General features: G+C 71.4%; 23 protein-coding genes. 15 read left to right on the forward strand and 8 right to left on the reverse strand.

Features of this window, described 5'->3' with window-relative positions; genetic code table 11:
• Positions 1 to 9: 9 nt before the first annotated feature.
• Together J4557_RS47720 and J4557_RS47725 are read right to left on the reverse strand one after the other, a co-directional pair.
• Positions 10 to 471 (reverse strand): response regulator, encoded by a 462-nt coding sequence (locus J4557_RS47720; RefSeq protein ID WP_208274414.1) that lies wholly within the window; start codon positions 469 to 471, stop codon positions 10 to 12.
• A 416-nt stretch (positions 472 to 887) separates the two neighbouring features.
• Positions 888 to 1,724 carry an undecaprenyl-diphosphate phosphatase gene (locus J4557_RS47725; protein ID WP_208274416.1) on the reverse strand — a complete coding sequence of 279 codons (837 nt, stop codon included), beginning with the start codon at positions 1,722 to 1,724 and terminating at the stop codon, positions 888 to 890.
• A gap of 187 nt (positions 1,725 to 1,911) precedes the next feature.
• Between J4557_RS47725 and J4557_RS47730 the strand changes: the two genes are divergently transcribed.
• Positions 1,912 to 2,334, forward strand: a complete 423-nt coding sequence (locus J4557_RS47730; RefSeq protein ID WP_208274479.1) for a BlaI/MecI/CopY family transcriptional regulator — start codon at positions 1,912 to 1,914, stop codon at positions 2,332 to 2,334.
• A gap of 423 nt (positions 2,335 to 2,757) precedes the next feature.
• Here J4557_RS47730 and J4557_RS47735 read toward each other — a convergent pair whose 3' ends face one another.
• From J4557_RS47735 to J4557_RS47745, 3 genes are all read right to left on the reverse strand, one after another.
• Entirely contained in the window at positions 2,758 to 3,174 is a 417-nt protein-coding gene (locus J4557_RS47735; RefSeq protein ID WP_208274417.1) for a hypothetical protein, read from the reverse strand.
• Positions 3,175 to 3,293: 119 nt separating this feature from the next.
• On the reverse strand, positions 3,294 to 4,721 hold the full coding sequence (locus J4557_RS47740) for a sensor histidine kinase (RefSeq protein WP_208274424.1): 1,428 nt from the start codon (positions 4,719 to 4,721) through the stop codon (positions 3,294 to 3,296).
• 6 nt (positions 4,722 to 4,727) lie between these two features.
• Positions 4,728 to 5,417 carry a response regulator transcription factor gene (locus J4557_RS47745; protein ID WP_208274426.1) on the reverse strand — a complete coding sequence of 230 codons (690 nt, stop codon included), beginning with the start codon at positions 5,415 to 5,417 and terminating at the stop codon, positions 4,728 to 4,730.
• Positions 5,418 to 5,615: 198 nt separating this feature from the next.
• Here J4557_RS47745 and J4557_RS47750 point away from each other — a divergent pair, with 198 nt between their 5' ends.
• Positions 5,616 to 6,404: a DUF2817 domain-containing protein gene (locus J4557_RS47750; protein ID WP_208274428.1), complete on the forward strand. Its 789-nt coding sequence runs from the start codon at positions 5,616 to 5,618 to the stop codon at positions 6,402 to 6,404.
• 11 nt (positions 6,405 to 6,415) lie between these two features.
• On the opposite strand, the gene J4557_RS47755 is transcribed toward J4557_RS47750, so the two are convergent.
• Both J4557_RS47755 and J4557_RS47760 read right to left on the reverse strand, forming a co-directional pair.
• Positions 6,416 to 7,267 (reverse strand): ZIP family metal transporter, encoded by an 852-nt coding sequence (locus tag J4557_RS47755; protein ID WP_208274430.1) that lies wholly within the window; start codon positions 7,265 to 7,267, stop codon positions 6,416 to 6,418.
• Between the two features lie 109 nt (positions 7,268 to 7,376).
• Positions 7,377 to 8,765: a sensor histidine kinase gene (locus tag J4557_RS47760; protein ID WP_307800620.1), complete on the reverse strand. Its 1,389-nt coding sequence runs from the start codon at positions 8,763 to 8,765 to the stop codon at positions 7,377 to 7,379.
• Between the two features lie 188 nt (positions 8,766 to 8,953).
• Here J4557_RS47760 and J4557_RS47765 point away from each other — a divergent pair, with 188 nt between their 5' ends.
• The 12 genes from J4557_RS47765 to J4557_RS47820 all read left to right on the forward strand — a co-directional run bounded on the left by J4557_RS47765 (position 8,954) and on the right by J4557_RS47820 (position 21,533).
• Positions 8,954 to 9,571, forward strand: a complete 618-nt coding sequence (locus J4557_RS47765) for a hypothetical protein (protein ID WP_208274432.1) — start codon at positions 8,954 to 8,956, stop codon at positions 9,569 to 9,571.
• Between the two features lie 41 nt (positions 9,572 to 9,612).
• Positions 9,613 to 10,275, forward strand: coding sequence for an ABC transporter ATP-binding protein (locus J4557_RS47770; protein WP_208274439.1), 663 nt, complete (start codon positions 9,613 to 9,615; stop codon positions 10,273 to 10,275).
• Positions 10,272 to 10,982 (forward strand): ABC transporter ATP-binding protein, encoded by a 711-nt coding sequence (locus tag J4557_RS47775; protein WP_208274448.1) that lies wholly within the window; start codon positions 10,272 to 10,274, stop codon positions 10,980 to 10,982. Before J4557_RS47770 ends, J4557_RS47775 begins: the two co-directional genes overlap by 4 nt.
• Positions 10,970 to 13,684: an ABC transporter permease gene (locus J4557_RS47780; RefSeq protein WP_208274450.1), complete on the forward strand. Its 2,715-nt coding sequence runs from the start codon at positions 10,970 to 10,972 to the stop codon at positions 13,682 to 13,684. The genes J4557_RS47775 and J4557_RS47780 overlap by 13 nt, the downstream gene beginning before the upstream one ends.
• A gap of 167 nt (positions 13,685 to 13,851) precedes the next feature.
• Positions 13,852 to 14,163: a FeoA family protein gene (locus tag J4557_RS51420; RefSeq protein WP_307800621.1), complete on the forward strand. Its 312-nt coding sequence runs from the start codon at positions 13,852 to 13,854 to the stop codon at positions 14,161 to 14,163.
• A complete protein-coding gene (gene feoB / locus J4557_RS47790) occupies positions 14,160 to 16,121 on the forward strand; it encodes a ferrous iron transporter B (RefSeq protein WP_208274454.1) in 1,962 nt (653 codons plus the stop codon). Before J4557_RS51420 ends, feoB begins: the two co-directional genes overlap by 4 nt.
• A 6-nt stretch (positions 16,122 to 16,127) precedes the next feature.
• Positions 16,128 to 16,754 carry a NifU family protein gene (locus J4557_RS52090; protein ID WP_208274457.1) on the forward strand — a complete coding sequence of 209 codons (627 nt, stop codon included), beginning with the start codon at positions 16,128 to 16,130 and terminating at the stop codon, positions 16,752 to 16,754.
• Between the two features lie 197 nt (positions 16,755 to 16,951).
• Positions 16,952 to 17,881 carry an ABC transporter ATP-binding protein gene (locus J4557_RS47800; RefSeq protein WP_208274460.1) on the forward strand — a complete coding sequence of 310 codons (930 nt, stop codon included), beginning with the start codon at positions 16,952 to 16,954 and terminating at the stop codon, positions 17,879 to 17,881.
• The gene (locus tag J4557_RS47805; RefSeq protein WP_208274463.1) at positions 17,878 to 18,693 is read left to right on the forward strand and encodes an ABC-2 transporter permease; all 816 of its coding nucleotides are present in this window, start codon (positions 17,878 to 17,880) and stop codon (positions 18,691 to 18,693) included. Before J4557_RS47800 ends, J4557_RS47805 begins: the two co-directional genes overlap by 4 nt.
• Before the next feature lie 6 nt (positions 18,694 to 18,699).
• Positions 18,700 to 19,929 carry a sensor histidine kinase gene (locus tag J4557_RS47810; protein ID WP_208274472.1) on the forward strand — a complete coding sequence of 410 codons (1,230 nt, stop codon included), beginning with the start codon at positions 18,700 to 18,702 and terminating at the stop codon, positions 19,927 to 19,929.
• Positions 19,926 to 20,585: a response regulator gene (locus tag J4557_RS47815; protein ID WP_208274474.1), complete on the forward strand. Its 660-nt coding sequence runs from the start codon at positions 19,926 to 19,928 to the stop codon at positions 20,583 to 20,585. The genes J4557_RS47810 and J4557_RS47815 overlap by 4 nt, the downstream gene beginning before the upstream one ends.
• A 156-nt stretch (positions 20,586 to 20,741) precedes the next feature.
• Complete coding sequence (locus tag J4557_RS47820; RefSeq protein ID WP_208274476.1) at positions 20,742 to 21,533, forward strand: COG4705 family protein; 792 nt, start codon at positions 20,742 to 20,744, stop codon at positions 21,531 to 21,533.
• Between the two features lie 130 nt (positions 21,534 to 21,663).
• Here the strand turns inward: J4557_RS47820 and J4557_RS47825 are convergent, their stop codons facing one another.
• A complete protein-coding gene (locus tag J4557_RS47825) occupies positions 21,664 to 21,915 on the reverse strand; it encodes a hypothetical protein (RefSeq protein WP_208274477.1) in 252 nt (83 codons plus the stop codon).
• Between the two features lie 1,030 nt (positions 21,916 to 22,945).
• On the opposite strand from J4557_RS47825, the gene J4557_RS47830 reads away from it, so the two are divergent.
• Positions 22,946 to 23,420, forward strand: a 475-nt coding sequence (locus tag J4557_RS47830) for a glycosyltransferase (protein ID WP_208274478.1), incomplete at its 3' end; no start/stop codon positions are given.

Genomic DNA, 23,420 nt, shown 5'->3' on the forward strand with positions numbered 1-23,420 from the left:
ACCCCGGAATCAACGGCTCAACAATCGCCCACAACTCGTCCGGCACCAGCCGCAGCGCAAGATCCGACGACATGCCCCCAAATCATGCCGCACACCGGCGGTCGGATCCACGTGAGACACGCTCTTAGTGAGGTATGCCTCACCCGGCGGTATCTCTACATCGAGTACGTCGCATGCCGTGAGGAACAGCACGCGGGTATCGGGCCGCCGGGCGCGGATGCGGCGAGCCACCTCTGGGCCGTCGATGTCGGGGAGCAAGATGTCCAACAGCACCAGGTCGGGATTGAACCGCTCGGCCTGCGTGACAGCATCGGCACCGTCTATGGCGTCGCGAACGCACCATTCCTGCTCGCGTAGCACGGCAGTGACCACGTGCGTCCAATCCGTCTGGTCGTCGACGACGAGGATCTGCGGCGCGGTGGCGTCCGGGCGGCGCCGGGCTGCGAGTACGGGAGCGTCCGGGTGATCCATTGATGCGTTCCTGTCACCCTTCGCTGAGACCGTGACACCGGAGCCTGCCATGCGCGGTTCTGAATCGCCTCTGAGCCGACCGGTAAAGCCGATGACCGTCCGTGATTCAGGAGGGCAGGTCACCGGAGAACACCCACTGGTCCAGATGGCGCAGCGGGCCGTCGGCCAGCACGTCCAGGACGGCCGCGGCGGTGACGATGCCCGCGGCCGCTGTCAAAGCCTGGTACGGCTGCCTGCCAGAGTGGCTGGTTCGGACTGATACGCCCGCGTTTCCCGGAGCCGGTCCGCGTGCCGTGAGCACCGCAACTGCCTGAAGAAGGCGAAACCAGATGCCGTTCACCAGGGTTCGCCGCCGCAGAGATCCTGCCTATCGCCCCCGCGTACCGACTCATCGATGCCGCATCGACGCGCCACCGTCAGGCGTTCACCAAATCCGCTCCCAGGAGACCGAACAGGAGCACTCCGATGATGACCCGGTAGACGATGAAGGCGTTGAAGGAGTGCTTGGCGACGAACCTGAGCAGCCAGGCGATGGAGGCGTAGGCGACGCCGAAGGACACCACGGTGCCGACGAGCAGGGGAAGGGGGGCCGCGCCCGAGCCGACGGCGTCCTTCAGTTCGTACAGACCTGCGCCGGTCAGGGCGGGGATGCCGAGGAAGAACGACAGGCGGGTGACGGCGACGCGGTCGAGGTCGAGCATGAGGCCGGTGGCCATGGTGGCGCCGGAGCGGGAGAAGCCGGGGAACAGCAGGGCGAGGATCTGCGACGAGCCGATCAGCATGGCGTCGGTGAGGGACGTGTCGTCCTCGCCGCGCTTGTGGCGGCCCTTTCTGTCGGCCGCCCACATCAGTGCACTGCCGACGATCAGCGAGCCGGCCACCACCCACAGGGAGGCCAGCGGCCCTTCGATCAGAGGCTTGGCCGCGAGGCCGACGACCACGATCGGGATCGTGGCGTAGATGACCCACCAGGCGAACTTGTAGTCGTGGTGGTAGCGCTGCTCGCGGTCGACGAGCCCGCGCCCCCACGCCGTCACGATCCGCACGATGTCCTTGATGAAGTACACCAGAGCCGCCGCGATGGCCCCGACCTGGATGACAGCGGTGAACGCGACCACCGGCTTGTCCTCGACCGGGATGCCCATGAGCCCCTCGGTGATCTTCAGATGCCCCGTCGAGGACACCGGCAGGAACTCCGTCACCCCCTCCACGATGCCCAGAACGATGGCCTGCCCCACACTGATCGCACCCACGTGCCCTCCATCCCTCCGCCGTCTTCGAACCGCGCACAGAACACCACCGCGGTGCGGTTCAATGAGCCGACCGGCGACGTCGGGCGACCTAGCCGCCGGCGGCACGCTCGTGCAGCACAGCGGGCCAGCCTGCCCCTGTGGACGCGTGGCGCCGCCCCCGACACTATCTTCTATTCGCGAATGTAAGATGCTTTGTCATCGATCTCTGGAAGGGACGGTGGCCGTGGGTGTTCGCAGACGGCTCCCGCGTTCCGGCGGCCCACGGCGGGCGAACGGCGTGCTGGAGGCGGAGATTTTGGCGTTGCTCCAGCCCTCCGACCGGGCGTTAACACCCGGTGAGGTGGCCGAGCGGCTAAGCGCCTCCCCCGCTCACACCACGGTGGCCACGACCTTGGCGCGCTTGTACAAGCGCGGCGTGTTGAAACGCGCCCCGCAGGGCCGCGGCTACGCCTACACGCCCGTCACCGACGAGCCGGGGATGACCGCCAGGCACATGCACCAGGTCCTGGAGACCGGGACCGACCGCGAATCGGTGCTGACCCGTTTCGTCGACGGGCTGTCCCATGACGACGAGGACCTGCTCCGGCGCCTGCTACACACCGACGATTAGAGGACCGGGAACCCGAGGCTCGCCCCAGGTCTCGGCACGCCTCACCGAAGGCCGGTGCGCTTGGTCACGGGCGCGACCGGTGACCCCGTGTCCCCATCGGTGTGCGTGTCGACCTGCTGCGGACCCGAGCGGCAAGATAACCCTGCCGAAGGGCCAGCACCGCCCACAGGGCACCGATCGCCCCGAGCCAAGGGTCGTGCAGCACACTGCACAGGTGACCAGTCCGGCCGTGGCCGCAAGGTCGACCGCATCGCCCTCGGCTGAGAGCCGAAATCCCGGCTTCGAATGACTCCCTGATTCTGTCGGTTCCGCCGGGTCAGCGCCGCAGGGGCCCATCCGGACGCGCTGCGTCAGGGTGGTGGAGATGGATGTGGCACCCGCGGCAGGTGAAACCTGTTGCGGGTGCCACTCTCCACTCAGCCGTCACTGCTCGGCGTTTCCGCCTTCGGGCTGGGTGTCGCCGGGGCCGTCTTCGTGGCCGTTGTCGGTGTCGTGCGCGCCCGTGGTCTGGGCGTTCTTGCCGGATTCGTTGTCGGCCTTGTTGCCGTCCTCGGTCTCGGTGCCCTTCTCCGAGCCGTTCTCGTTGGACTCGTTCTCGGTGCCGTTCTGGCCGGACTGCTGGGTGCCGTCGTGGTCGGGGCCGGTGGTCGGGTCGGCGCCCTGCTCGTCGGTGCCTTGGTCATCGGCCTGGCCGGGGGCGGGGGGCGTGGCCTGCCGGGAGATGGCCGGGGACTTGGCGTGGGCGGGGGACGCGGAGGCGGCGCCTGCGAGCGATGCGCCCGCGGCTCCGAGGGTGAGGACGCCGAACGCCGTGGCCGCGATCTTCCGGTTGAGCTTCATGTATCCGCCTTTCACGGATCGACTGTTGGAGTGACCCAGTATGCGAATCCGCAGGTGAGACGACCGTGTACGCGGAATGTGAAGGTTGACATGTTCGCCGTCCGGGGGAGGTCTGGGCCTTATCCGTCGTGCGCGGGCCCGTCTTGGGCGGGGGTTGCCGGAAGTTCAAGGCGGACCCGGGCGCCTCCGCCCGGGGGGTTGTCCGCGACGGCTCGTCCGCCGTGTGCGTGGGCGATGGAGCGGACGATGGCCAGGCCCAGCCCGGTGCCGCCGTCGGCCCGGCTGCGTGCGGTGTCGGCGCGCCTGAACCGTTCGAACGCCACGGGCAGGAACTCGGGCGGGAAGCCGGGTCCGTGGTCGCGCACCTCGATCACCGCGACGGCCCGCCGGTGCCTGCCGTGGCGGCCGAGCCCTACGTCGATGACGCCGCCCGGGGGCGAGTAGCGCAGGGCGTTGTCGAGCAGGTTGTCGATGGCCTGTCGCAGGCGGTCGGGGTCGGCGGTCAGGCGCAGGTGTTCGTCTCCGCTCAAGCGCAGCGTGACGCGATGGGCGGCGGCCCGTGCGGATGCCGACCGGACCGCTGCGGCCAGGACGTCGTGCGGTGTCATCGGCCGTGGCCGCAGGAAGGCGTGGCCTTCGTCGGCGCGGGCGAGGAGCAGCAGGTCTTCGGCCAGTCGGATGAGCCGGTCGGTGTCCTGTGCCGCGGCGTCGACGGCGGCTGCCAGGGCTTGGCGGGAGCGTCCGGGCTGCTGCGCCAGCTCCAGTTCTGCTTTGAGGGTGGTCAGGGGTGTGCGCAGTTCGTGGCCGGCGTCGGCGACGAAGCCGCGCTCGCGGGCCAGCGCGCGGGCCAGCCGGTCCAGCACCGTGTTCATGGTCGTGGCCAGGGTCGCGATCTCGTCGCGCGTGCCGGGTACGCGCAGCCGGGCATCGATGTCGTGCTCGGAGATGTCGGCGAGGCGCCGCCGCAGCCGTTCCACCGGCCGCAGTGCCGCTCCCGCCAGCAGGTAGGCGGCAAAGCCCATGAGCGCCGCGGCGGGCGGCCCGGCGGTCAGGAAGATCTTGCCGGTGCGGGCCTTGGTCGCTTCCACGATCTGCGTGCTCGCGCCGACCACGACCACGACCGTGCGGTCGCCGTTGCGGGCGGGGACGCCCAGCATCCGATACCGCTGTCCCTCGATGACGGCCGTGAACTGCTCGGATCCTTTGGCCGCGTCCCGCAACCGGGTGCCGCTGGCCAGCGGCCCCCGGCTGTCCCCGCTGTTCTCCAAGACTTTTCCGCTGGTGGACAGCACTTGGGTCACGTCGTCGGATCCGGGGTCGGAAGTCTCGGCCCGCCCGTTGCCTTCATGCTCTCTGAAGGGTGCGGGGGGCGGTGGAGTCGAGGAGGCCAGGCGTGCTACCTGGGCGTCGGCGCGGGCGCGCAACGTGTCGTCCAGCGAGGAGTTCATCCCGGCCGCCAGTTGCTGGCGGAACAACAGGGCAACCCCGCCGATCAGGATCGCGGCGCCGAGCGTGAACAACAGGGCCAACCGCCACCGCAGCGGCACGGCCGGTCATCCCCCTTCGGGGGAATTCAGGGGCCGCAGCCGGTAGCCCGCGCCGCGCACGGTCTCCAGGTGCGACTCCGCGCCGGGTTCGTCGATCTTGCGCCGCAGGTACGCCACGTACTGGTCGACGACGTTGGACGCTCCGTCGTAGGCGTAGTCCCAGACGTGCTCCAAGATCGTGGTGCGGGTCAGCACGTCACCGGGATGCCGCATGAACAGCTCCAGCAGCGCGAACTCCTTGGCGGAGAGCGGCCTTTCGGTCTCCCCGCGCCATACCCTGCGGCTGGAGGGATCCAGCCGCAGGTCCCCGGCGGTCAGCAGCGTCGGCCTCTCGTTGGCGCCCCGGCGGACCAGTGCCCGCAGCCGCGCCAGCAACTCCGCGAAGCTGAACGGCTTGGTCAGGTAGTCGTCGGCGCCGGCGTCGAGCCCGTGGACCCGGTCGCTGACCGCGTCGCGGGCGGTCAGCATCAGCACCGGCGCCCAGCAGTCCTGCACCCGCAGCCGCCGGCACACCTCGAACCCGTCGAGGCCCGGCAGCATGACGTCCAGCACGATCGCGTCATAGGGGTTCTCCACCGCCTGCCACACCGCGTCCGGGCCGTTGGCGGCGACATCGACGGCGTAGCCCTCTTCGCGCAGCCCGCGCTGCAACAGCGCCGCTGTACGGATCTCGTCTTCGACGACCAGCACTCGCACCCTTCCAACGTAGAACCGCCGCATGTGAGAACGATGTAAACCGGCCTTCGCGGACCACGACGCGGCGCCCAGAAGCGACATCACCTACTACCCTATGTGTCTTATGTATCACTTTCTGTGACAGTGGGTAGTTGAGTGGTGCTTCCCCCAGGTCAGACGAAATGCCCATACCTGGGGGTGAGCATGGTGAACCGGCGGATGACGATCCGACGCGGCGGCCCTGGACCGTTCCTCATCGCCGTTCTGGTCTTGCTGGCGGCCTGCGGCACGTCGAGCGAGACCGGGTGGTCGTCGGCCCGGCGTCAGATCCGGCCGGGGGCGGCACGGCAGGAGGCGTCGGCGGTGGCGACGATCCGCCGCACCGTCCCGCTGGGCGAGTCGGTTCAGGGGCGTTCGATCACGGCGGTCGAGGTGGGCGACCCGCATGCCGCGCGGCGCGTGCTGGTGGTGGGCTGCGTGCACGGCGACGAGCCGGCCGGGGTTCCGGTGGCGCAGGCCCTGGCCGCCGGGCCGGGGCCGTCCGGCGCGGACCTGTGGGTGGTGCCGGTGCTCAATCCGGACGGCATGGCGGCCCGGACGCGCGGCAACGCGAACGGGGTCGACCTCAACCGCAACTTCCCAGCTGGCTGGCGCCGCATGGACGCGCCCGGCTCGGTGCACTACTCCGGCGCGGGTCCGCTCTCGGAGCCGGAATCGGGATTCGCGGCGGGCCTCATCCAGCGGATCCGGCCGACCGTCGCCATCTGGTTCCACCAGCACCTAGCCGTGGTCGACGGCTCCGAGGGCCCCAAGGACGTCGAGCGGCGCTTCGCCCGCGACGTCGGGCTCCCGGTGCGCACCCTGACCGACTACCCGGGCAGCGCCACCGGCTGGGAGAACACCGTCGTGCGCGACAGCGCGTTCGTGGTCGAACTCCCCGCCGGGCGGCTGTCGGCGCAGGCGGTCCGCCGTTACGCCGACGCCGTCCGCCGGATCACCGGCCCCTGACCGCAGCGCCGTCAGGCTCCGGCGTAGGTGATGACGGCGTCGGTCGCGAAGCCGAGGATCAGCCCGATGAGGATTCCCCACATGGTGATCGTTTTGAGGGCGGCCTTCCGGGCGACCGCGAGCAGTTCGATCACCACGTAGAGGATCGATCCGGCGGCCAGGGCCAGGAAGGCGACGCCGAGGGCGTCGCTGACCACGCTCTGGCCGATCAGGGTGCCCGCCAGGGTCGGCCCGCCGCCGATCACGCCGAGCAGCGCGAGCCGCCCCCAGCCGGGACGCCGCCCCGCGGAGGCGAGCGGGGCGACGATGCCGAAGCCCTCCGTGGCGTTGTGCGCGCCGAACCCGACCACCAGCAGCACCGCCAGGCTCAGTTCGCCGGACGCGGCGGCGTTGCCGATGGCCAGCCCTTCGGCGAAGTTGTGCAGGCCGATCCCGGTGGCGATGAGCAGCGCCAGCCGGTCGGCGGCTCCGCTGCGTGCGCCGCTGAGGACCGTACTCGGACCGGCCGCTGGCATCGTGGCTGCGCCCGGCCCCTCGCGCGGCTCGGGGGCCCGCCCGGACGCACGCGCGGAGATCCAGCGGTCGAAATGCGTCAGGCCGGCCAGGCTCACGGCGAGACCCGCCGCGAGCAGCGCCCCGTACCCGGCCGCCGCGCCGATGTGATGATCGCCGAGCGCACCGTCGATCGGCTCCCACGCGTGGGACAGCACATCGACCATCAAGAAGAGCAGGATCCCGATGGCCACGGCGCCGAGCAGGGCCCGCGTCCGCGGGCGGGGATCGCGCATCCGCCCGACCGGAAGCCCGAGAAAGATCGTGAAACCAGCGATCGCGCCCAGTAGCGCGATCTTCTCGCCCGACATGTCCGGCTCCCGTCGTCCCCGCCAATGACTTAGCTGAGGCTAACCTCACCGAACCCATTTCGTCTACGTGGCTGTAGACGATCGGTGGATGGTGCGTGGTGCCTACTGCTCAGGAGGCCATCGAGGTGTCAGGCAGGAAAAGGGTGAAGACGGTCGGGCCGGAGCTTCGCAGTATCAGGCGGCCCCCTTCCGCTTCTGCCAGGGAGCGGGCCAGCGCCAGCCCGATACCGTGGCCCGCGGCGGCGGCCGTTCGGGTGCCCGCCTGGCCGGCGTCACGGCCGGTGCCACGGGGGGCGCTCGGATGGGCGCTGCGGCGCGCGAAGATGTCGGGTGCGTCCTCGGCGATACCCGGCCCCTGGTCGCCGACGTCGATGGCGATGCCGCCGCCCACGTCGGCGGCCTGCACGGTGACCTCGCCGCGACCGTGCTGGAGGGCGTTGCCGAGCAGGACGTCCATGATCTGCGACAGGGCGGCCGGTGAGGTGCTGACGGCCGGCAGGGGGTGCTGGATGTCGAGCACGAGGCGTCGCCCCTGGGCTGCGAGGGGCCCGTGCCAGCGGAGGGTGATCTCTTCCAGTTCCGCGGGGACGTCCAGATGGCGGCGTGCCGGCTCGGTGTCGCGGGCGAGGTCGAGGAGTTCGTCGATGATGACCTGGAGGCGATGGCCGCGGTCCAGTGCGGTGCCGATCGCTGCGGAAAGATCGGCGCCGGGCCGCTCCAGCGCGGACTCCAAGCCCAGCAGCAGTCCGGTGAGCGGGGTGCGCAGTTGGTGGGACACATCGGCGCTGAAGGCGCGTTCGCGTTCCAGGATCGTGCCGAGGCGCCGGGCGGTCGCCTCCAGTGCGATGCCCGCCTCGTCGGCCTCTCGGACGCCTGAGCGCGGTGCGCGCACGCTGAAGTTGCCGGCGCCGAGCCGCTGCGCGGCGGCGGTCAGGCGCTCGAGTGGTCGGGCGAGCCGGCGTGCGAGGTAGCGGGCGAGCAGGCTCGCGCAGGCGACGGCCGCGAGGGCGAGCCCGGCCATGGCGAGCAGGGCCCGCTGGATGCGGTCCCCGGTCGGGTCGTAGGGGGCGCTGACGCGCACGATCGCGGCGACGCCCTCGTCGGAGGGGACGGGTGCGGCGACGGCCAGCCTGCCATGTTCGGCGCCGTCGTGGACGCGCCCGTCCCGGCCGCGCACCGCCAGCGCGGACCTGCCCGGTCCCTGCCCGGTGACCCGGCGGCCATCGACGCGGTACACGCCCACGGTCAGCCGGGAGGGCAGACCCGCTGGGCGTTTCAGCGGACGCGGGCGCTGGATGAGGTCGTCGGGGACGACCGCGGCGATCCGGGTGGCGTCGCGTTCCAGCCCGGTGACCGTCTCATCGTGGTACAGCCGCTGCACCACGACGGCCAGCGGCAGCGCAAACAGCACGATGGCCATGGTCGTGACACCGACGATCGCGATGAGCACCAGGCGCCGCAGCGGCCTGCCCTCGATGCGCTCTCCCGGAGATCTCACGCTGGTCAGCCTGCCATCCGCCAGGTAATGACGGCCCTAACCTGCCGCGTCCACCGGTGACGCAAGCGGATCGCTGCGTCCGCGCTTGCCCGCGGCTAACCCCAGTTATCCGGCCGCTGACCAAGGGGCTCCTAGCGTGCTGAAGCGAAGGAAGTCCTGTTTGGGCTGGTTCTGGGAGGAGCGGTGCGATGCGGGTGAGGGCGATGGTGGCCGCCGGTGCGATCGTGGCGGCCGCCGCAGGATGCGGGGGCGGCACCAAAGCGCACACCTCCGGCTCGACGGCGCACTCGCCAGGAGGCGGGCGGACCGGCACTGGCGCCGCGCCGGCCGCGACGGAGTCCAATCCGCCCGGCGACATCCCCGACAACACCGCCTACGTCGCGTTCCGCCCGCCGACCGGGCTGTACGAGGTGAAGGTGCCCGAGGGGTGGGCGCGGACGGGGCTGGCCACCGGAGCGAGCTACACCGACAAGCTCGACACCGTCCGGATCGAGGTCGTTCCGGCGGCGTCCGCGCCGACCGTGCAGAGCGTCCGCGGCATCGAGGCGCCCAAGATCGGCGCGGCGAAGATGGCGGTGGTGAAGGCCGACACCGTCCGGCGCACGGGCGGCACCGCCGTGCGGTTGGTGTACCGGTTCGACAGCGCACCGGACCCGGTCACCGGCAAGGTCGTGCGGGACGAGGCCGAGCGGTATGAGTTCTACGAGGCCGGTCAGGAGGCGGTCCTCACCCTGTCCGGGCCGGTGGGCGCCGACAACGTCGACCCGTGGAAGGCCGTCTCTGATTCGTTCCGGTGGCTCAAGTGACGGGCGATCGATCGGTCGGCGCAGATGGAGCGGATGCCCCGGTGGCGGACGCGGTCCTGCAGGCCTACGAGCTGTACCGGTTCTACCGGGCCGGTGATGAGGAGACGCTGGCTCTGCGCGGTGTCTCCCTCGCCGTTGAGGCGGGCGAGTTCGTCGCTGTGACCGGCCCGTCCGGGTCCGGCAAGTCCACCCTGCTGGCCTGCCTGGCCGGGCTGGACGAGCCGGACGGCGGCGCGGTGCGCATCGCCGGTACCCGCATCAGCCATCGTCCGCAGGCGGAGCGAGCGAGCTTGCGTGCGCGGCTGGTCGGGGTGCTGTTCCAGTCGGGGAACCTGCTGGAGCATCTCACCGTCCGGGCCAACATCGACCTGGCGCAGCGGCTGGCCGGGCGGCGCGACGCCGCCCGCCGCGACCAGCTGTTGGACGAGCTCGGGCTGATCGGCCGGGGTCCGGCCCGTCCCACACAGCTGTCCGGCGGGGAGGCGGCCCGCGCGGGGCTGGCGGTCGCGCTGGCCAACCGGCCCGCGGTACTGCTGGCCGACGAGCCGACCGGCGAACTGGACCGGCGCACCGAAGACCGAGTCCTCGGCCTGCTGCGCCGGCAGGCCGAGCACGGCACCGCGGTGGTCGTGGCCTCGCACAGCTCCGCCGTGGCGGCCGCCGCCGACCGCACCATCACACTCCAGGACGGACGGCGCACATGACCCGGGGCATGTCGGCGGGCCCGACGGCGGAGCGCGACGAGGCCCTGGTCCGGCTGGAGGATGTGGCCCGCACCTACGGGCGCGGCCTCTCGGCCGTGGTGGCGGTGCACGAAGTGTCCTGCACGGTCCGCCGCGGCGACCGGATCGCCGTCACCGGCGCGTCCGGGTCGGGCAAGTCGACGCTGCTGCATCTGATCAGCGGTCTGGACGATCCCACCACGGGCCGCATCGACTGGCCCGGACTCGGCGGCCGGCCGTTCGGCCGGCCGTGCGTCGCCGGTGTGGTCTTCCAGGGGCCGAGCCTGCTCGCCCCGCTCGACGTCCTGGACAACACCGCGCTGCCGCTGGCGCTCGCGGGGCTGGACGAGGACGAGGCGCGCAGGCGGGCCGCCGACGCGCTCGGCTCCGTCGGCCTGGCCGGCCTCGCCGCGCGGCTGCCCGAGGAGCTGTCCGGCGGGCAGGCGCAGCGGGTCGCCGTCGCGCGGGTGCTCGCCGCCCGGCCGCGGCTGATCATCGCCGACGAGCCGACCGCGCAGCTCGGCTCCGCGCACGCCGCCCAGGTCGTCGACCTGCTGATGGACGCCGCGGACGAGCTCGCCGCCGGGCTGATCATGGCGACCCACGACCCGGACATGGCCGCACGGCTGCCCGTCCGATGGCGGATGGCCGACGGCGCGCTGCTCCAAGGAGAGCCATGCTCGTCCTGATCTGGCTGCGCGGGCTGCCGGCCCGCCGGCCCGCCCGGCTGCTGATGACCACGATCGGGATCGCTGTGGCGGTGGGGCTGCTGGCCTCGCTCGGGACCTTTCTGACCTCGGCCAAGTCCACGATGACCCGGCGGTCGGTCGCCCGGGTCGCGGTGGACTGGCAGGTCGAGTTGCGACCCGGCGCGGCCGTGCCGGATCTGCGGACGCTGACCCCCGGCGCCGAGACGGGCCTGCCCGTCGGGTTCGCCGCCACGACCGGTCTGGAATCACGATCGCAGGGCCAGCTGCTCGACACCGGCCCGGGGCAGGTCCTGGGCCTGCCGCCCGGCTACGCCGCCGCGTTCCCCGGCGAGGTGCGCGCCCTCATCGGACGGACCGACGGAGTCCTGCTCGCCCAGCAGACCGCCGCAAACCTGCACGCCGCGCCCGGCTCCACCATCACCATCCGCCGTGCCGGGCTGCCGGACGCCACGGTCACGGTCGACGGCATCGTCGACCTGCCCGCCGCAGACTCCCTGTTCCAGCAGGTCGGCGCACCTACCGGGGCGCAGCCGCAGGCACCACCCGACAACGTCGTCCTGCTGCCCGCCGCCACTTGGCACCGCCTGTTCGACAACGCCCCGCGCGCCGGCGCCCGCACTCAGGTGCACGTGCGGCTGCGGCACGACCTGCCGTCCGATCCCGCCGCCGCCTACGTCCGCGAAACCGGCGCCGCCCGCAATCTGGAGGCGCGGCTGGCCGGCGCCGGGCTGGTCGGCGACAACCTCGGCGCCGCGCTCGGCTCCGCCCGCGAGGACGCCGCCTACGCCCAGGTCCTGTTCCTGTTCCTCGGTGTCCCAGGTGCGGCGCTCGCCGCGATGCTCACCGCGCTCGTCGCCGGGGCCGGGGCGCCGCGGCGGCGCGCCGAGCAGGCTTTGCTGCGCACCCGAGGCGCGTCCACACGCGCTCTGCTCGTCCTCGCCGCCGCTGAAGCCGCTCTGACCGGAACCGCCGGGGCGGCCGCCGGGCTCGGGCTGGCCGCGCTCACCGGGCGGGCCGCCTTCGGCGCCGTCCGGTTCGGCACCAGCACCGCTGCCGCAGTGCTGTGGGCCGGGATCGCAGCGGGAACGGGACTGCTCGTCGCGGCGCTGACCGTCCTGCTGCCCGCCGGCCGCGACGCGGCCACCGTCGGTGTCGTCGCCGCCCGCCGCGCCGTCGGCCCGCCCCGCCGCGACTCCGCCTGGATGCGCTACGGCCTGGACCTGTGGCTGCTTGCCGCCTCCGCGCTGGTCTTCTGGATCACCAGCCGCAACGGCTACTCGATCGTGCTGGTGCCCGAAGGGCTGCCGACCATATCGGTCAGCTACTGGGCGTTCTCCGGCCCCGCACTGCTGTGGACGGGAGGTGGACTGCTGGCCTGGCGCCTCGTCCACATGCTCCTCGCCCCGCGCCGTGCGGCCCCCGCCACCGGCGGGGCGCTCCACCAATGGGCGGGCGGCACCGGCGATCCGTTGCGCCGGCGGGCCGTCAAGCGCGCGCTCCGCCCGATCGCAGGGCCGCTCGCCGGCACCGTCGCCTCCACCCTCGGCGGGCAACGCGGCCTGCTCGCCCGGACGGTCGCCCTGGCGGCGCTGGCCGTAGTGTTCGCGACGTCCACGGCGATCTTCGATGCCACCTACCGGCAGCAGGCGGCAGCCGACGCCCAGTTGACCAACGGCGCCGATGTCACCGTCACCGAGAGCCCGGGCGCCTACGTCCCGCCCGCACTGGGGCAGCAGATCGCCGCGACACCGGGCGCCGGAACGGTCGAGCCGCTCCAGCACCGCTTCGCCTACGTCGGCTCCGACCTGCAGGACCTCTACGGCATCCAGACTTCCACCATCGGCCGGACCACCCGGCTCCAGGACGCCTACTTCAGCGGAGGCGCCGCCCACGACCTGCTCGGCCGCCTCGCCCGCCGGCCCGACGCCGTCCTGGTCAGCGCCGAGACCGTGCACGACTTCCAACTGCACCCCGGCGACCTGCTCCGGCTGCGCCTCCAGGACGGCCGCACCAAGCAGTACCGCACCATCCCCTTCCACTACGCCGGCATCGTCAAGGAGTTCCCCACCGCGCCGCGCGACAGCTTCCTGGTCGCCAACGCCGACTACATCGCCCGCCAGACCGGCACCGACACCATCGGCGAGTTCCTCGTCAACACTCGCGGCGCCTCACCGCCCACCGTCGCCGCCGCCCTGCGCGCCAAGCTCGGCCCCGAGGCGCAGATCACCGACATCCGGACCACCCGCGACGTCGTCGGCTCCAGCCTCACCGCCGTCGACCTCGGCGGACTCACCCGTATCGAACTCGGCTACGCCTTCGTCCTGGTCGCCCTCGCCACCGGCCTGCTGCTCGCGCTCGGCTTCGCCGAACACCGCCGCAACTTCGCCCTGGTCAGAGCCATGGGCGCCCGGCCGCGACAGGTCGGCGCTTTCATCTGGGCCCAGGTCGCCGTGGTCCTGTCCGGGGCGGCCACGCTCGGCTCGCTGGGCGGCTGGATCCTGTCCCGGATGCTGGTGAAGGTGCTGACCGGCGTGTTCGACCCGCCGCCCGACCACCTCGCGGTCCCCTGGCCCTACCTCGGCTCCGTCGCCGGCGCGAGCACCGCCGTCGTGATCGCCGCAGCCCTGATCGCGCTGCGCGCCGCCAAGCGCGCACCCCTCACCGTCCTGCGCGACCTGTGACCGGCGGCGATCCGGCTCCTTCCGGCCGGCCATGCGCCATGGCCCATCGCGCAGGCCACCTCCAGAGCGTTGAGGCGCCGAGCGGGGGGAGACGATCCCAGATTGGTTAGGTTACCCTAAATTCAACTTGTCTCCCGGCTGCCGACCCGACTCTCGCAGGAGAAACTGTGCGCTACCAGGACGCTACCGCCCGGCCTGGGCTCCGCGACGCGGGTTCGCCGACCCCCGCGGACCCTCCCGCCCGTTCCCTGGCCGACCTCGCCCCCGGTAGCCGGGCTCGGGTGCTCGGGGTGGCCCCCGCCGGGGCGGACGCGGTCGGCCGCAGGCTGGCGGCACTCGGGTTCACGCCCGGCACGGTGGTCGAGGTGGTGCGTCGGGCCCCGCTGGGCGATCCGGTGATCTACCGGCTGAAGGACTACGAGGTGTGCCTGCGGCGGGCGGAGGCGGCCAGGATCCGCACCCGGGAGGCGACGGCGTGAGCGACGACCATGAAGGCGGCTGCCACGGGCCCGGCGGCGGGCAGGCAGTACTGTCCGGGCGCGCACGAATCGCCCTGGTGGGCAGCCCGAACGCGGGCAAGACCAGCGTCTTCAACGGCCTCACCGGGTTGCACGCCAAGACCGGCAACTATCCAGGGGTCACCGTCTCGCGGTACGTGGGCACCGCCCGCGCCGGGGAGACCCAGGTGGTGCTGGAGGATCTGCCCGGCACCTACAGCCTGGACCCGATCAGCCCGGACGAGCAGGTCACGGTGGGTGTACTGGAGGGCACCGGGGACGGCCTGGACCGGCCCGCCGCGGTGCTGGTGGTGCTGGACTCCACCACGCTGCGGCGGTCCGTGCCCTTCCTCGCGCAGGTCCTGGCGCGCGGGCTCCCGACCTGCGCGGTGGTGACGTTCACCGACGAACTGGCGCGGCGTGGCGGGGCGCTGGACGTCGACCGGCTCGCACAGGCGCTGGGCATCCCGGCGCTCGCGGTGATCGGCCACCGCGGCGGCGGGCTGGCGGAACTGCGCGAGCAGCTGGCCGATTGGCGTTCCTGGGCGCCGCCGCCGCTCCCTCCCCCGGAGGATCCCGAAGAGCTGGACGCCTGGGCGTCGTCGGTACTGGCCTTCGCCGGGTACCGCCCCGGCGCCCGGGACCGGGTGACGCAGCGGATCGACGCCGTCCTGCTCCACCCGGTCGCCGGCACGGTCGTCTTCTTCGCCGTCATGCTGGTGTTCTTCCAGACCATCTTCACCCTGGCCGCCCCGCTGCAGGGCTGGATCGATGCCGGCTTCGGGCGGCTGTCGGGGTGGGTGCACGCCCACGTCGCCATCGGCTGGCTGGCCGGGCTGCTCGGCGACGCCCTGATCGGCGGCGTCGGCGGCGTGCTGGCGTTCGTCCCGCAGATCCTGCTGCTGTTCCTGCTGATCGCCGTGCTGGAAGGTGTCGGCTACATGTCGCGGGCGGCGTTCCTGATGGACCGGGTGATGGCCAAGGCCGGGCTGGAGGGCCGGGCCTTCGTCGCGCTGCTGTCCTCCGTCGCCTGCGCCATCCCCGGCATCATGGCCACCCGCACCCTGCCCTCGGCACGGGACCGGCTGGCCACCATGATGGCCGCCCCGCTGATGACCTGCTCGGCCCGGCTCCCGGTGTACGTGCTGCTCATCGGCGTTCTCGTCGACCCGCATGCGCACTGGGGGCCGTTCGGCGCCCAGGGACTGGTCATGCTGGGGCTGTACCTGCTCGGCGCGGTCTCGGCGATGCTGGCGGCCTGGACGTTCAAGAAGCTCGGCGACCGCAACAAGCCGCTGCTGCCCTTCCACATGGAGATGCCGCCCTACCGGCTGCCATCGGCACGCTCGGTGCTGCTGGCCATGACCGACTCCGCCCGCGCCTTCCTGCGCAAGTGCTCCACCATCATCGTGGCCGCCACTGTGCTGCTGTGGCTGCTGCTCAACCTGCCCGCCGTTTCCGACCGGCAACTCGCCTCCGCCGGAGTCGACCGCGGCGACGACGCCGCCGTCGCCGCCTACGTCATCGACCACAGCTACGCCGCCGACCTCGGCCGCGCCGTCTCGCCGGTGTTCGCCCCACTCGGTTTCGACTGGCGGATCAACATCGGCGTCCTGTCGGCCCAGGCCGCCCGGGAGACGTTCGTCGCCACCCTCGGCCAGGTCGCCTCCGCCACCGATCCCGAGCATCCGGGCCGAGCGCTCAGCACGCTCACCCGCGACGACGGGCCGGACAAGGGCGGCAGGCTGTTCACCGCCGGCACGACCGCCGCGCTGCTGGTCTACTTCGCCTTCGCCCTGCAGTGCATGGCCACCATCGGCGTCCTGCGCCGCGAGACCGGCACCTGGCGCTGGCCCCTGATCGCCTTCGGCTACCTGACCGCGCTCGCCTGGGTCATGGCCTTCCTCACCCACACCGCCGTCACCGCGCTGGCCGGGTGAGCGGCCGTGACACACCCGCTGCACGCGCTGCACCCCCAGCGCACCGACCGCCCCGACGAGCTGCGCTGGCATCTCCCGCCCGGGACGCTGCCCGCCCCCGAGCCGGCCGAAGACCCGGGGAGCCTCCTGCCGGCCCTGCTCAACGACGACGCTCTGGCCGACGTCCGGATCGAACCCGACGCCGTCATCACCCGCCTCGCCCCCGGCCGCGATTGGCGAACCGAAGGCCCCCGGATCCGCACCGCCCTGCACACCGCCCTGACAGAGCTCGCCGTCCGGCGGTCCGGTCGTCCGGCACCGGCCGACCGCACCGATTCCGGCGACGACGCGCTACGGGCCGCCGCCGAAAACCTGATCGCCGGTCCGGTCGGCGACCTGGCCCGCAGCCACGGCGGCCGGATCGATCTCGTCGCCGTGCAAGACGGCATCGTCGAGGTCGCCCTGCACGGCGCCTGCCACGGCTGCCCCGCCGCCCGCACCACCCTCACCGTCCACCTGGAGGACCGGCTGCGCGAGCTCCACCCCGCGCTGCGCGCCGTCCGCGCCGCCGACATCCCGAGAAGGCGGCGGCTACTGCCCCTCACGCCCGCACACCGCCGCACCCGGCACGACCCGGCGGCAGGCGGGGCGTAGCACGGGTCCGGTCTGCCGGCGAAGGACACCGCAGCCCTCTGCCCGCATCGCTCCATCCATCCCCCGATGTAGCCGTACATCGGCCGGCCGACCTTCACCACCTGGCGGAATCATCCGATCGGGGGACGAGGGGGCGGGGACCGACGCCTTAGCGTTTCGTCCTGAGCACGCCCGCTGAAGCCCCGGAGGGCACGGACATGATCGAGGCCAGGGGCCTTACCAAACGCTACGGCGACAAGACCGCGGTCGACGATCTGTCGTTCACCGTCCGCCCCGGCGCGGTCACCGGTTTCCTCGGGCCGAACGGGGCGGGCAAGTCGACGACGATGCGCATGATCCTCGGCCTGGACCGGCCGACCTCCGGGTCGGTGACCGTCAACGGCCGGCCGTACACCCGCCATGCGGCGCCCCTGCACGAGGTCGGCGCCCTCCTGGAGGCCAAGGCGGTCCACACCGGCCGGACCGCCTACAATCACCTGCGCGCGCTCGCCGCGACCACCGGGATCCCCCGCAGCCGGGTCGACGAAGTCACCGACCTGGTCGGCTTGCGCGCCGTCGCCCGCAAGCGCGCCGGCGGGTTCTCCCTCGGCATGGGCCAGCGTCTCGGGATCGCATCGGCGCTGCTGGGCGACCCGCGAACGCTTGTCCTCGACGAGCCGGTCAACGGTCTGGACCCCGAGGGCATCCTGTGGATCCGCACCCTGCTGAAGAACCTGGCCGCCGAAGGACGCGCGATCTTCGTCTCCTCCCATCTGATGAGCGAGATGGCCCTGACCGCGGACCACCTCATCGTCATCGGCCGCGGCAGGCTGATCGCCGACACCTCCGTCTCCGAGTTCATCGAGCGCGCCTCCGGCGGCCGGGTCAAGGTCCGCTCGCCTCAGGCGGCGCGGCTGCGCGACCTGCTGGCGGGCCCGTCCGTCACGGTGACCGGCGTCGAGGAGGGGACCATGCTCGTCAGCGGGATGACCAGCGACCAAATCGGCCGGATCGCCTCCGGTAACGACATCACGCTGTTGGAGCTGGCACCGCAGCAGGCTTCGCTCGAAGAGGCGTTCATGGAACTGACCGGCGAGTCCGTCGAATACCGGGCCCCCGCTCGAACCTTCGAGGAGTCCGCGGCATGACCACCGCCACCGCCCCTCCGCGCACCGGCGGAGTGACCCCGCTGCGCGTCCTGAACTCCGAGTGGATCAAGCTGTGGACACTGCGCTCCACCTTCTGGTCGCTCCTCGCCGCGATCGTCGCCACCATCGCCCTCGGCATGCTGTTCAGCTGGGGCTTCGCCGGCCGCCTGGGCGACCACGCCCGGCCGATCGACCACGCCGCGACGATGGCGGTGACCGTGCCGCTGCGGCCCTATGTCATCGCCCAGCTCGCGGTCGGCGTGCTCGGAGTCATGATGATCACCGGCGAGTACTCCACCGGCATGATCCGCGCCACCCTGTCCGCGGTCCCCGGCCGGCTCCCCGTACTGGCGGCCAAGGCCGCGGTGTTCAGCCTGGTCGTCCTGATCCTGATGGAGATCGCATCGTTCGCGGCCTTCCTGGGCGGCGAGGCGATCCTGTCCTCCCAGCACGTCCAGGCCACGCTCTCCTCGCCGCAGGCGCTGCGCATCGTCATCGGGGTCGGGCTCTACGTCACGGTCGTCGGCCTCCTCGGCACCGCGCTCGGCACCATCATCCGCAGCACCGCCGGTGCCATCGCCGCGCTCTTCGGCATCCTGCTGGTGCTTCCGATCCTGGGCGAAGTCCTCAACCTCACCTCTTGGGGAAAGCACGTCACGCCGTACCTCCCGAGCAACGCGGGCGGTGACCTGCTCACGAACGCTCCCGACCCCGGTTCGCTCGCCCCGTGGACGGGATTCGGGCTCTTCGTCCTGTACACCGCCGTCGCGATGGCCGTCGCCGCCTACCTGCTCAAGCGCAGAGACGCCTGACAGTAGATGAGCGGCTCCAGATCCGAGCCCGGCCCCGGCGCACTCCTCGCACGCGGGGGCCATCACCTGCGTGCGCTCGCCGACCGGTATCCCACCGCCGCCGACAGCGCGTTCGCGCTCGTCGTGCTCCTGTCCGGGGTGCCCCACCTGCTCAGAGAGCCGCCGAAGCAGCCTGTGCTCGGCTGGGGACTGCAGATCGCGCTCCTGGTGCCGCTGATCTGGCGGCGCCGCGCGCCGTTCGCCGCCTTCGGCGTGGTCGCGGCGCTGGCACTCGTGCAGTGGCTCGGCGGAGTGCTCCTGTCGACCGGAGACGTCGCCGTACTGATCGCGCTGTACTCGGTCGCGGCCCACTCGACGCTGCGCCGGCTGCTGGTCTCGGCGGGCGTCGTGGAACTCGGCGTCGCGATGGCCACCGTCCAATGGGCCCCGCGCGGCCACCTGCTGAAGGTCTTCGTCCTGCTGTCCGGCATGACGACGGCCGCCGCCGTCATCGGGCTCAACATGCGCACCCGCCGCGCCTACATGGCGTCGCTGGAGGACCGCGCCGCCCGCCTGGAGAAGGAACGCGACCAGCAGGCCCAGATCGTTGCCGCGCAGGAACGCGCGAGGATCGCCCGAGACGTGCACGACATCGTCACCCACAGCCTGTCGGTCATGGTCGCGCTCACCGACGGAGCCGCCTACACCATGCCGACCGCACCTGAACAGGCCGCCGACGCGGTCTCCAAAGCGTCGCAGATCGGCCGCCAGGCCATCGCGGAGATGCAACGTGTCCTGGACGTACTCCGCCGTGACACCTCGCTCTCCACCGGCTCGAGGCGGCCGCAACCCGGCCTGAGCCAGCTCGACGCGCTGCTCACCGAGGTGCGCGCCGCAGGGCTCCCGGTGGAGTTCGTGACCGCGGGGCGGCCTCCCGCCATGGCCTCCGGAGCCGAACTCGCCATCTACCGGCTCGTGCAGGAGGCGCTCACCAACGTCCGGAAGCACGCACCGCCGGGGACCCGGGCCACAGTCCGCCTCGCATGTACCGAGACCCACCTGGAGGTGGAGATCACCGATGACGGACGACGGTCCGCCGACGCCCCGGCCAGGCAGAGGCGCACCGGGCACGGCATCGCCGGGATGCGCGAGCGCGTCGCCGTCTACGGCGGACTGATGCAGGCCGGACCGCTTCCGGACGGAGGCTGGCGCGTCCACGCCCGCTTCGGAACGTCCCAGCCGGAGAGCACCCGATGATCAGCGTTCTGCTCGTGGACGACCAGCCGCTGCTGCGCATGGGTTTCCGGCTGGTGCTGGAGACACAGCCCGACATCACCGTCGTCGGCGAGGCCGGCGACGGAGCCGAAGCCGTCGCCCAGGTGATCGCACTGTCGCCCGACGTGGTGCTGATGGACGTCCGGATGCCGGGCATGGACGGCATCGAGGCCACCGAGCGGATCGCCCGCGACCACACCGGCTCCCGCGTCCTCATCCTCACGACGTTCGACCTGGACGAGTACGCCTTCGCGGCCCTCCGCGCCGGCGCCGCCGGCTTCCTGCTCAAGAACGTCGAGCCCGCCGAGATGATCGCGGGCATCCGCACGGTCGCGGCGGGCGACGGCGTCGTCGCGCCCCGGCTCACCCGGATACTCATCGAGACCTTCACCCACCACACCGGTGCACGCCCCGCCTCGACTGACGACCCGCGCCTCGACCGGCTCACCGACCGGGAGCGCGAGGTCCTGATCGAGATGGCCAGGGGGCTGTCCAACGCCGAGATCGCCGGCGAGCTGGGCCTCTCCGAGGCGACGGTGAAGACGCACGTCAGCCGGATCCTCCCCAAGCTCGGGCTCCGCGACCGCGTCCAGGCGGTCGTGCTGGCCTACCAGACCGGACTGCTGCGGCCGCCCTGAACCTGAATCAGACAGGAGACACTTCAGGCGCCCGCTTTTCTTTCGACATGCCCTAAAATTGTCACTGCAAGACCTTGTGAAAAAGTGCGGAAGGCCCAGTCTGGAAATGGTGCACAAAAGCACTGGATCGCACTACAGGAACACGACCCGTATGCCATGATCGACGACATGGCGACGAGTCAAGTCAACACCACCATCGCGCCCGCCGCGCGGCGGGCGGTAAGCAAGGTCCCGGAAGTGACGGCCTACTTCTGGATCGTCAAGATCCTGACGACCGGCATGGGCGAGACGACCTCCGATTATCTCGCCCACCGCCTCGACCCGATCGTCGCGGTGCTCCTGACGGGGACCCTCCTCGCGGCCGCCTTGGCGCTCCAGTTCCGTGCTCGGACCTATATCGCCTGGAAATACTGGGCGTCCGTCACCATGGTCAGCGTGTTCGGCACCATGGCCGCCGACGTCCTGCACGTCGTCCTCGGCGTCCCGTACCTTGTTTCGACCGCCTTCTTCGCGGCCGCACTCGCCCTGGTCTTCACGGTCTGGTATGCGAGCGAAAGGACGCTGTCCATTCACGGAATCGTGACGGCGCGCCGTGAACTGTTCTACTGGGCCACCGTCATGACGACCTTCGCGCTCGGCACCGCTACGGGCGATATGACGGCGGTGACCGGCCACCTCGGATACCTGGCTTCGGGCGTCGCGTTCGCCCTGTTGATCGCGCTTCCCGCCCTCGCGTACCGTTGGCTGCGGATGAACGCCGTTCTCGCCTTCTGGGCGGCCTATGTCCTCACCCGGCCGCTCGGCGCATCGTTCGCCGACTGGATGGGGGTGTCACACGGCCGGGGCGGCCTCGCCCTCGGCACGGGCCCGGTCAGCCTGGTGCTGGCCGTCGTCATCGCCGGCTTCGTCGGCTACCTCACCGCGACGCGCAAAGATACGGCGCGTTGATCATGTAGCGGGTCCCCGGCCGCCGCGTCCGCCACAGAGGCCACCGGGCAATCGAACCAGGCATTCCGCCGATCTCGCAGATCAGGCGTCGACTCACCATCCGGCCTCTGCTTCGTCCCGATCGCAGAAGCTACCGCCACACATCCGGGGGTTCCTCATCGCCGTAAACCATCCGACTCAGTTCCTCGGCTTCGCAACGGCGCCGTTCTGCACGCCCTTCAGGACTCTCACGCCACTCCTCATGCTTGAGAATGACGGTGAGGACGGTGAGGATGACGGCCGGCGGCAAACCGGACGCCGCGCCGGTCAGCAGCGTCGCATGGCGAATCCCTGAGTAGGCGATGCATGCGCCTCCCATGAGAGCCGTCCAGGCGATGAGCACCTTGACGGTCCATCGTGGATTGGGACGCCCAGTATTCACCTGCGACCGGCGCCTACGGGTTGCGACATGGACCGGAGATGCCTGGGTGACATGCGGTCGCCTGGTCGGCAGTCAAGAGGCCACCGCACCGCTCCCATCGACTGACCGAGGTTCCGCCGGTGGCCCAAGCCGGGCGCAGGCCGGAGGACCGCACCTGCCAGAACCGCACGCCACTGCACTCTCACGCGCTACAGAATAAGTCCACCGTCCCTCCATCAAGGTCGCCCTTTTTGGCGCGCAGGCAAAGATTCGGCGAACTCCTTGAGCATGTCCTTTGCATGATCGGGGCATAGTTCGCGCCGGATCTCCGAGTCTCGGCACGAGTCCGCCGACATCAAGTGAAATTTACTCCGATCGGCACCGTAGTGCCTCAAATCTCCCGTTGCTCGCGATCGCGTCGGTTCCGTGCGCGGCACCTTGGCGCCGTGAGCAGCGGATACGATGGCAACGTTCAGGCGATGAGTTTCAGTGATCGACCCAGGCAGCGAACGCCTGAGGCGCATAAGCCCTCAGGCGGCCCTACTGAATGGGATGCACATGCACCAAAGCGCCAGATCGTCGCCGACACAGTGGCTCTGACATAAGTCATTTATGGGGACAGCTACTCGGGGGCACTACGCCGCAGCACTGTTCTTTGTATCCGGCAGGGGATAATGCCATGGCTATCACCTGCAACCACGTAGAGGCGTGCAGTGACCTGTCGTCGACGCATGGACCTCCCTCTAACTCTCCGCACACGTGGCATCAGCGGTTGCCTGGAACTGCATTCTCCATGGCACGGCGACCGCGGCCGGCAGCCTCTGGAAGGACGTTGCTTGCAGCGACGGGTGCGGTCTGCGGCGGGGGCGAGGACCCCGCCGCTGAGAGGAGCTTCGTCGTCGCGGCAGGGGAAGGCATACCTGCGTGCGCGGCACCAGCCAAGTCCGCCGGAGCGGACCAATACTCGTTCGCGGTGCACTGGTCCGCGGTTCGCGAATAGGGATGTCCCGCGGTGAGGATCGCGCATCTGACGGACTACTACCTGCCGCGGCTGGGCGGCGTGGAGATGCACGTCCACGATCTGGCGACCCGGCAGCAGGAGGCGGGCCACGACGTCACCGTGATCACCTCGTCGGCGCGCCCCGCCGGGCTCCGGCGCCGGGACGGGGCCATGCAGGAGGACGGGGACGGGCTCCGCGTGCTGCGGCCCACCGAGCGGATGGCGTTCCCGACGACGCTGAACCCCGGCGGGATCGTGGCGGGCCGGCGGCTGGCGCGGTACGGCAAGTACGACGTCGTCCACGTGCACGCGGGCCCGTTCACCCCGCTGGCCGTGGCGGGCGCCACGCTGGCCGCCCGCATCCCGACCGTGGTGACGGTGCACTCGCTGATCTCCTACATGGAGCCGGCGTTCCGGGTGCTGGACGCGGCGACGGGCTGGTCCGCGCTGCCCGCCGTGTGGACGGCCGTCAGCGACACCGCGGCCG

This window comes from Actinomadura nitritigenes (assembly GCF_017573545.1).
Classification (GTDB): domain Bacteria; phylum Actinomycetota; class Actinomycetes; order Streptosporangiales; family Streptosporangiaceae; genus Spirillospora; species Spirillospora nitritigenes.

What these genes read in the sequence shown, in the direction of transcription:
- J4557_RS47720 (WP_208274414.1), bottom strand. Translation starts at nt 471, where the DNA reads ATGGATCACCCGGACGCTCCCGTACTCGCAGCCCGGCGCCGCCCGGAC.
- J4557_RS47730 (WP_208274479.1), top strand. Translation starts at nt 1,912, where the DNA reads ATGCTTTGTCATCGATCTCTGGAAGGGACGGTGGCCGTGGGTGTTCGC.
- J4557_RS47735 (WP_208274417.1), bottom strand. Translation starts at nt 3,174, where the DNA reads ATGAAGCTCAACCGGAAGATCGCGGCCACGGCGTTCGGCGTCCTCACC.
- J4557_RS47750 (WP_208274428.1), top strand. Translation starts at nt 5,616, where the DNA reads ATGACGATCCGACGCGGCGGCCCTGGACCGTTCCTCATCGCCGTTCTG.
- J4557_RS47755 (WP_208274430.1), bottom strand. Translation starts at nt 7,267, where the DNA reads ATGTCGGGCGAGAAGATCGCGCTACTGGGCGCGATCGCTGGTTTCACG.
- J4557_RS47765 (WP_208274432.1), top strand. Translation starts at nt 8,954, where the DNA reads ATGCGGGTGAGGGCGATGGTGGCCGCCGGTGCGATCGTGGCGGCCGCC.
- J4557_RS47775 (WP_208274448.1), top strand. Translation starts at nt 10,272, where the DNA reads ATGACCCGGGGCATGTCGGCGGGCCCGACGGCGGAGCGCGACGAGGCC.
- J4557_RS47780 (WP_208274450.1), top strand. Translation starts at nt 10,970, where the DNA reads ATGCTCGTCCTGATCTGGCTGCGCGGGCTGCCGGCCCGCCGGCCCGCC.
- J4557_RS47800 (WP_208274460.1), top strand. Translation starts at nt 16,952, where the DNA reads ATGATCGAGGCCAGGGGCCTTACCAAACGCTACGGCGACAAGACCGCG.
- J4557_RS47805 (WP_208274463.1), top strand. Translation starts at nt 17,878, where the DNA reads ATGACCACCGCCACCGCCCCTCCGCGCACCGGCGGAGTGACCCCGCTG.
- J4557_RS47810 (WP_208274472.1), top strand. Translation starts at nt 18,700, where the DNA reads ATGAGCGGCTCCAGATCCGAGCCCGGCCCCGGCGCACTCCTCGCACGC.
- J4557_RS47815 (WP_208274474.1), top strand. Translation starts at nt 19,926, where the DNA reads ATGATCAGCGTTCTGCTCGTGGACGACCAGCCGCTGCTGCGCATGGGT.
- J4557_RS47820 (WP_208274476.1), top strand. Translation starts at nt 20,742, where the DNA reads ATGATCGACGACATGGCGACGAGTCAAGTCAACACCACCATCGCGCCC.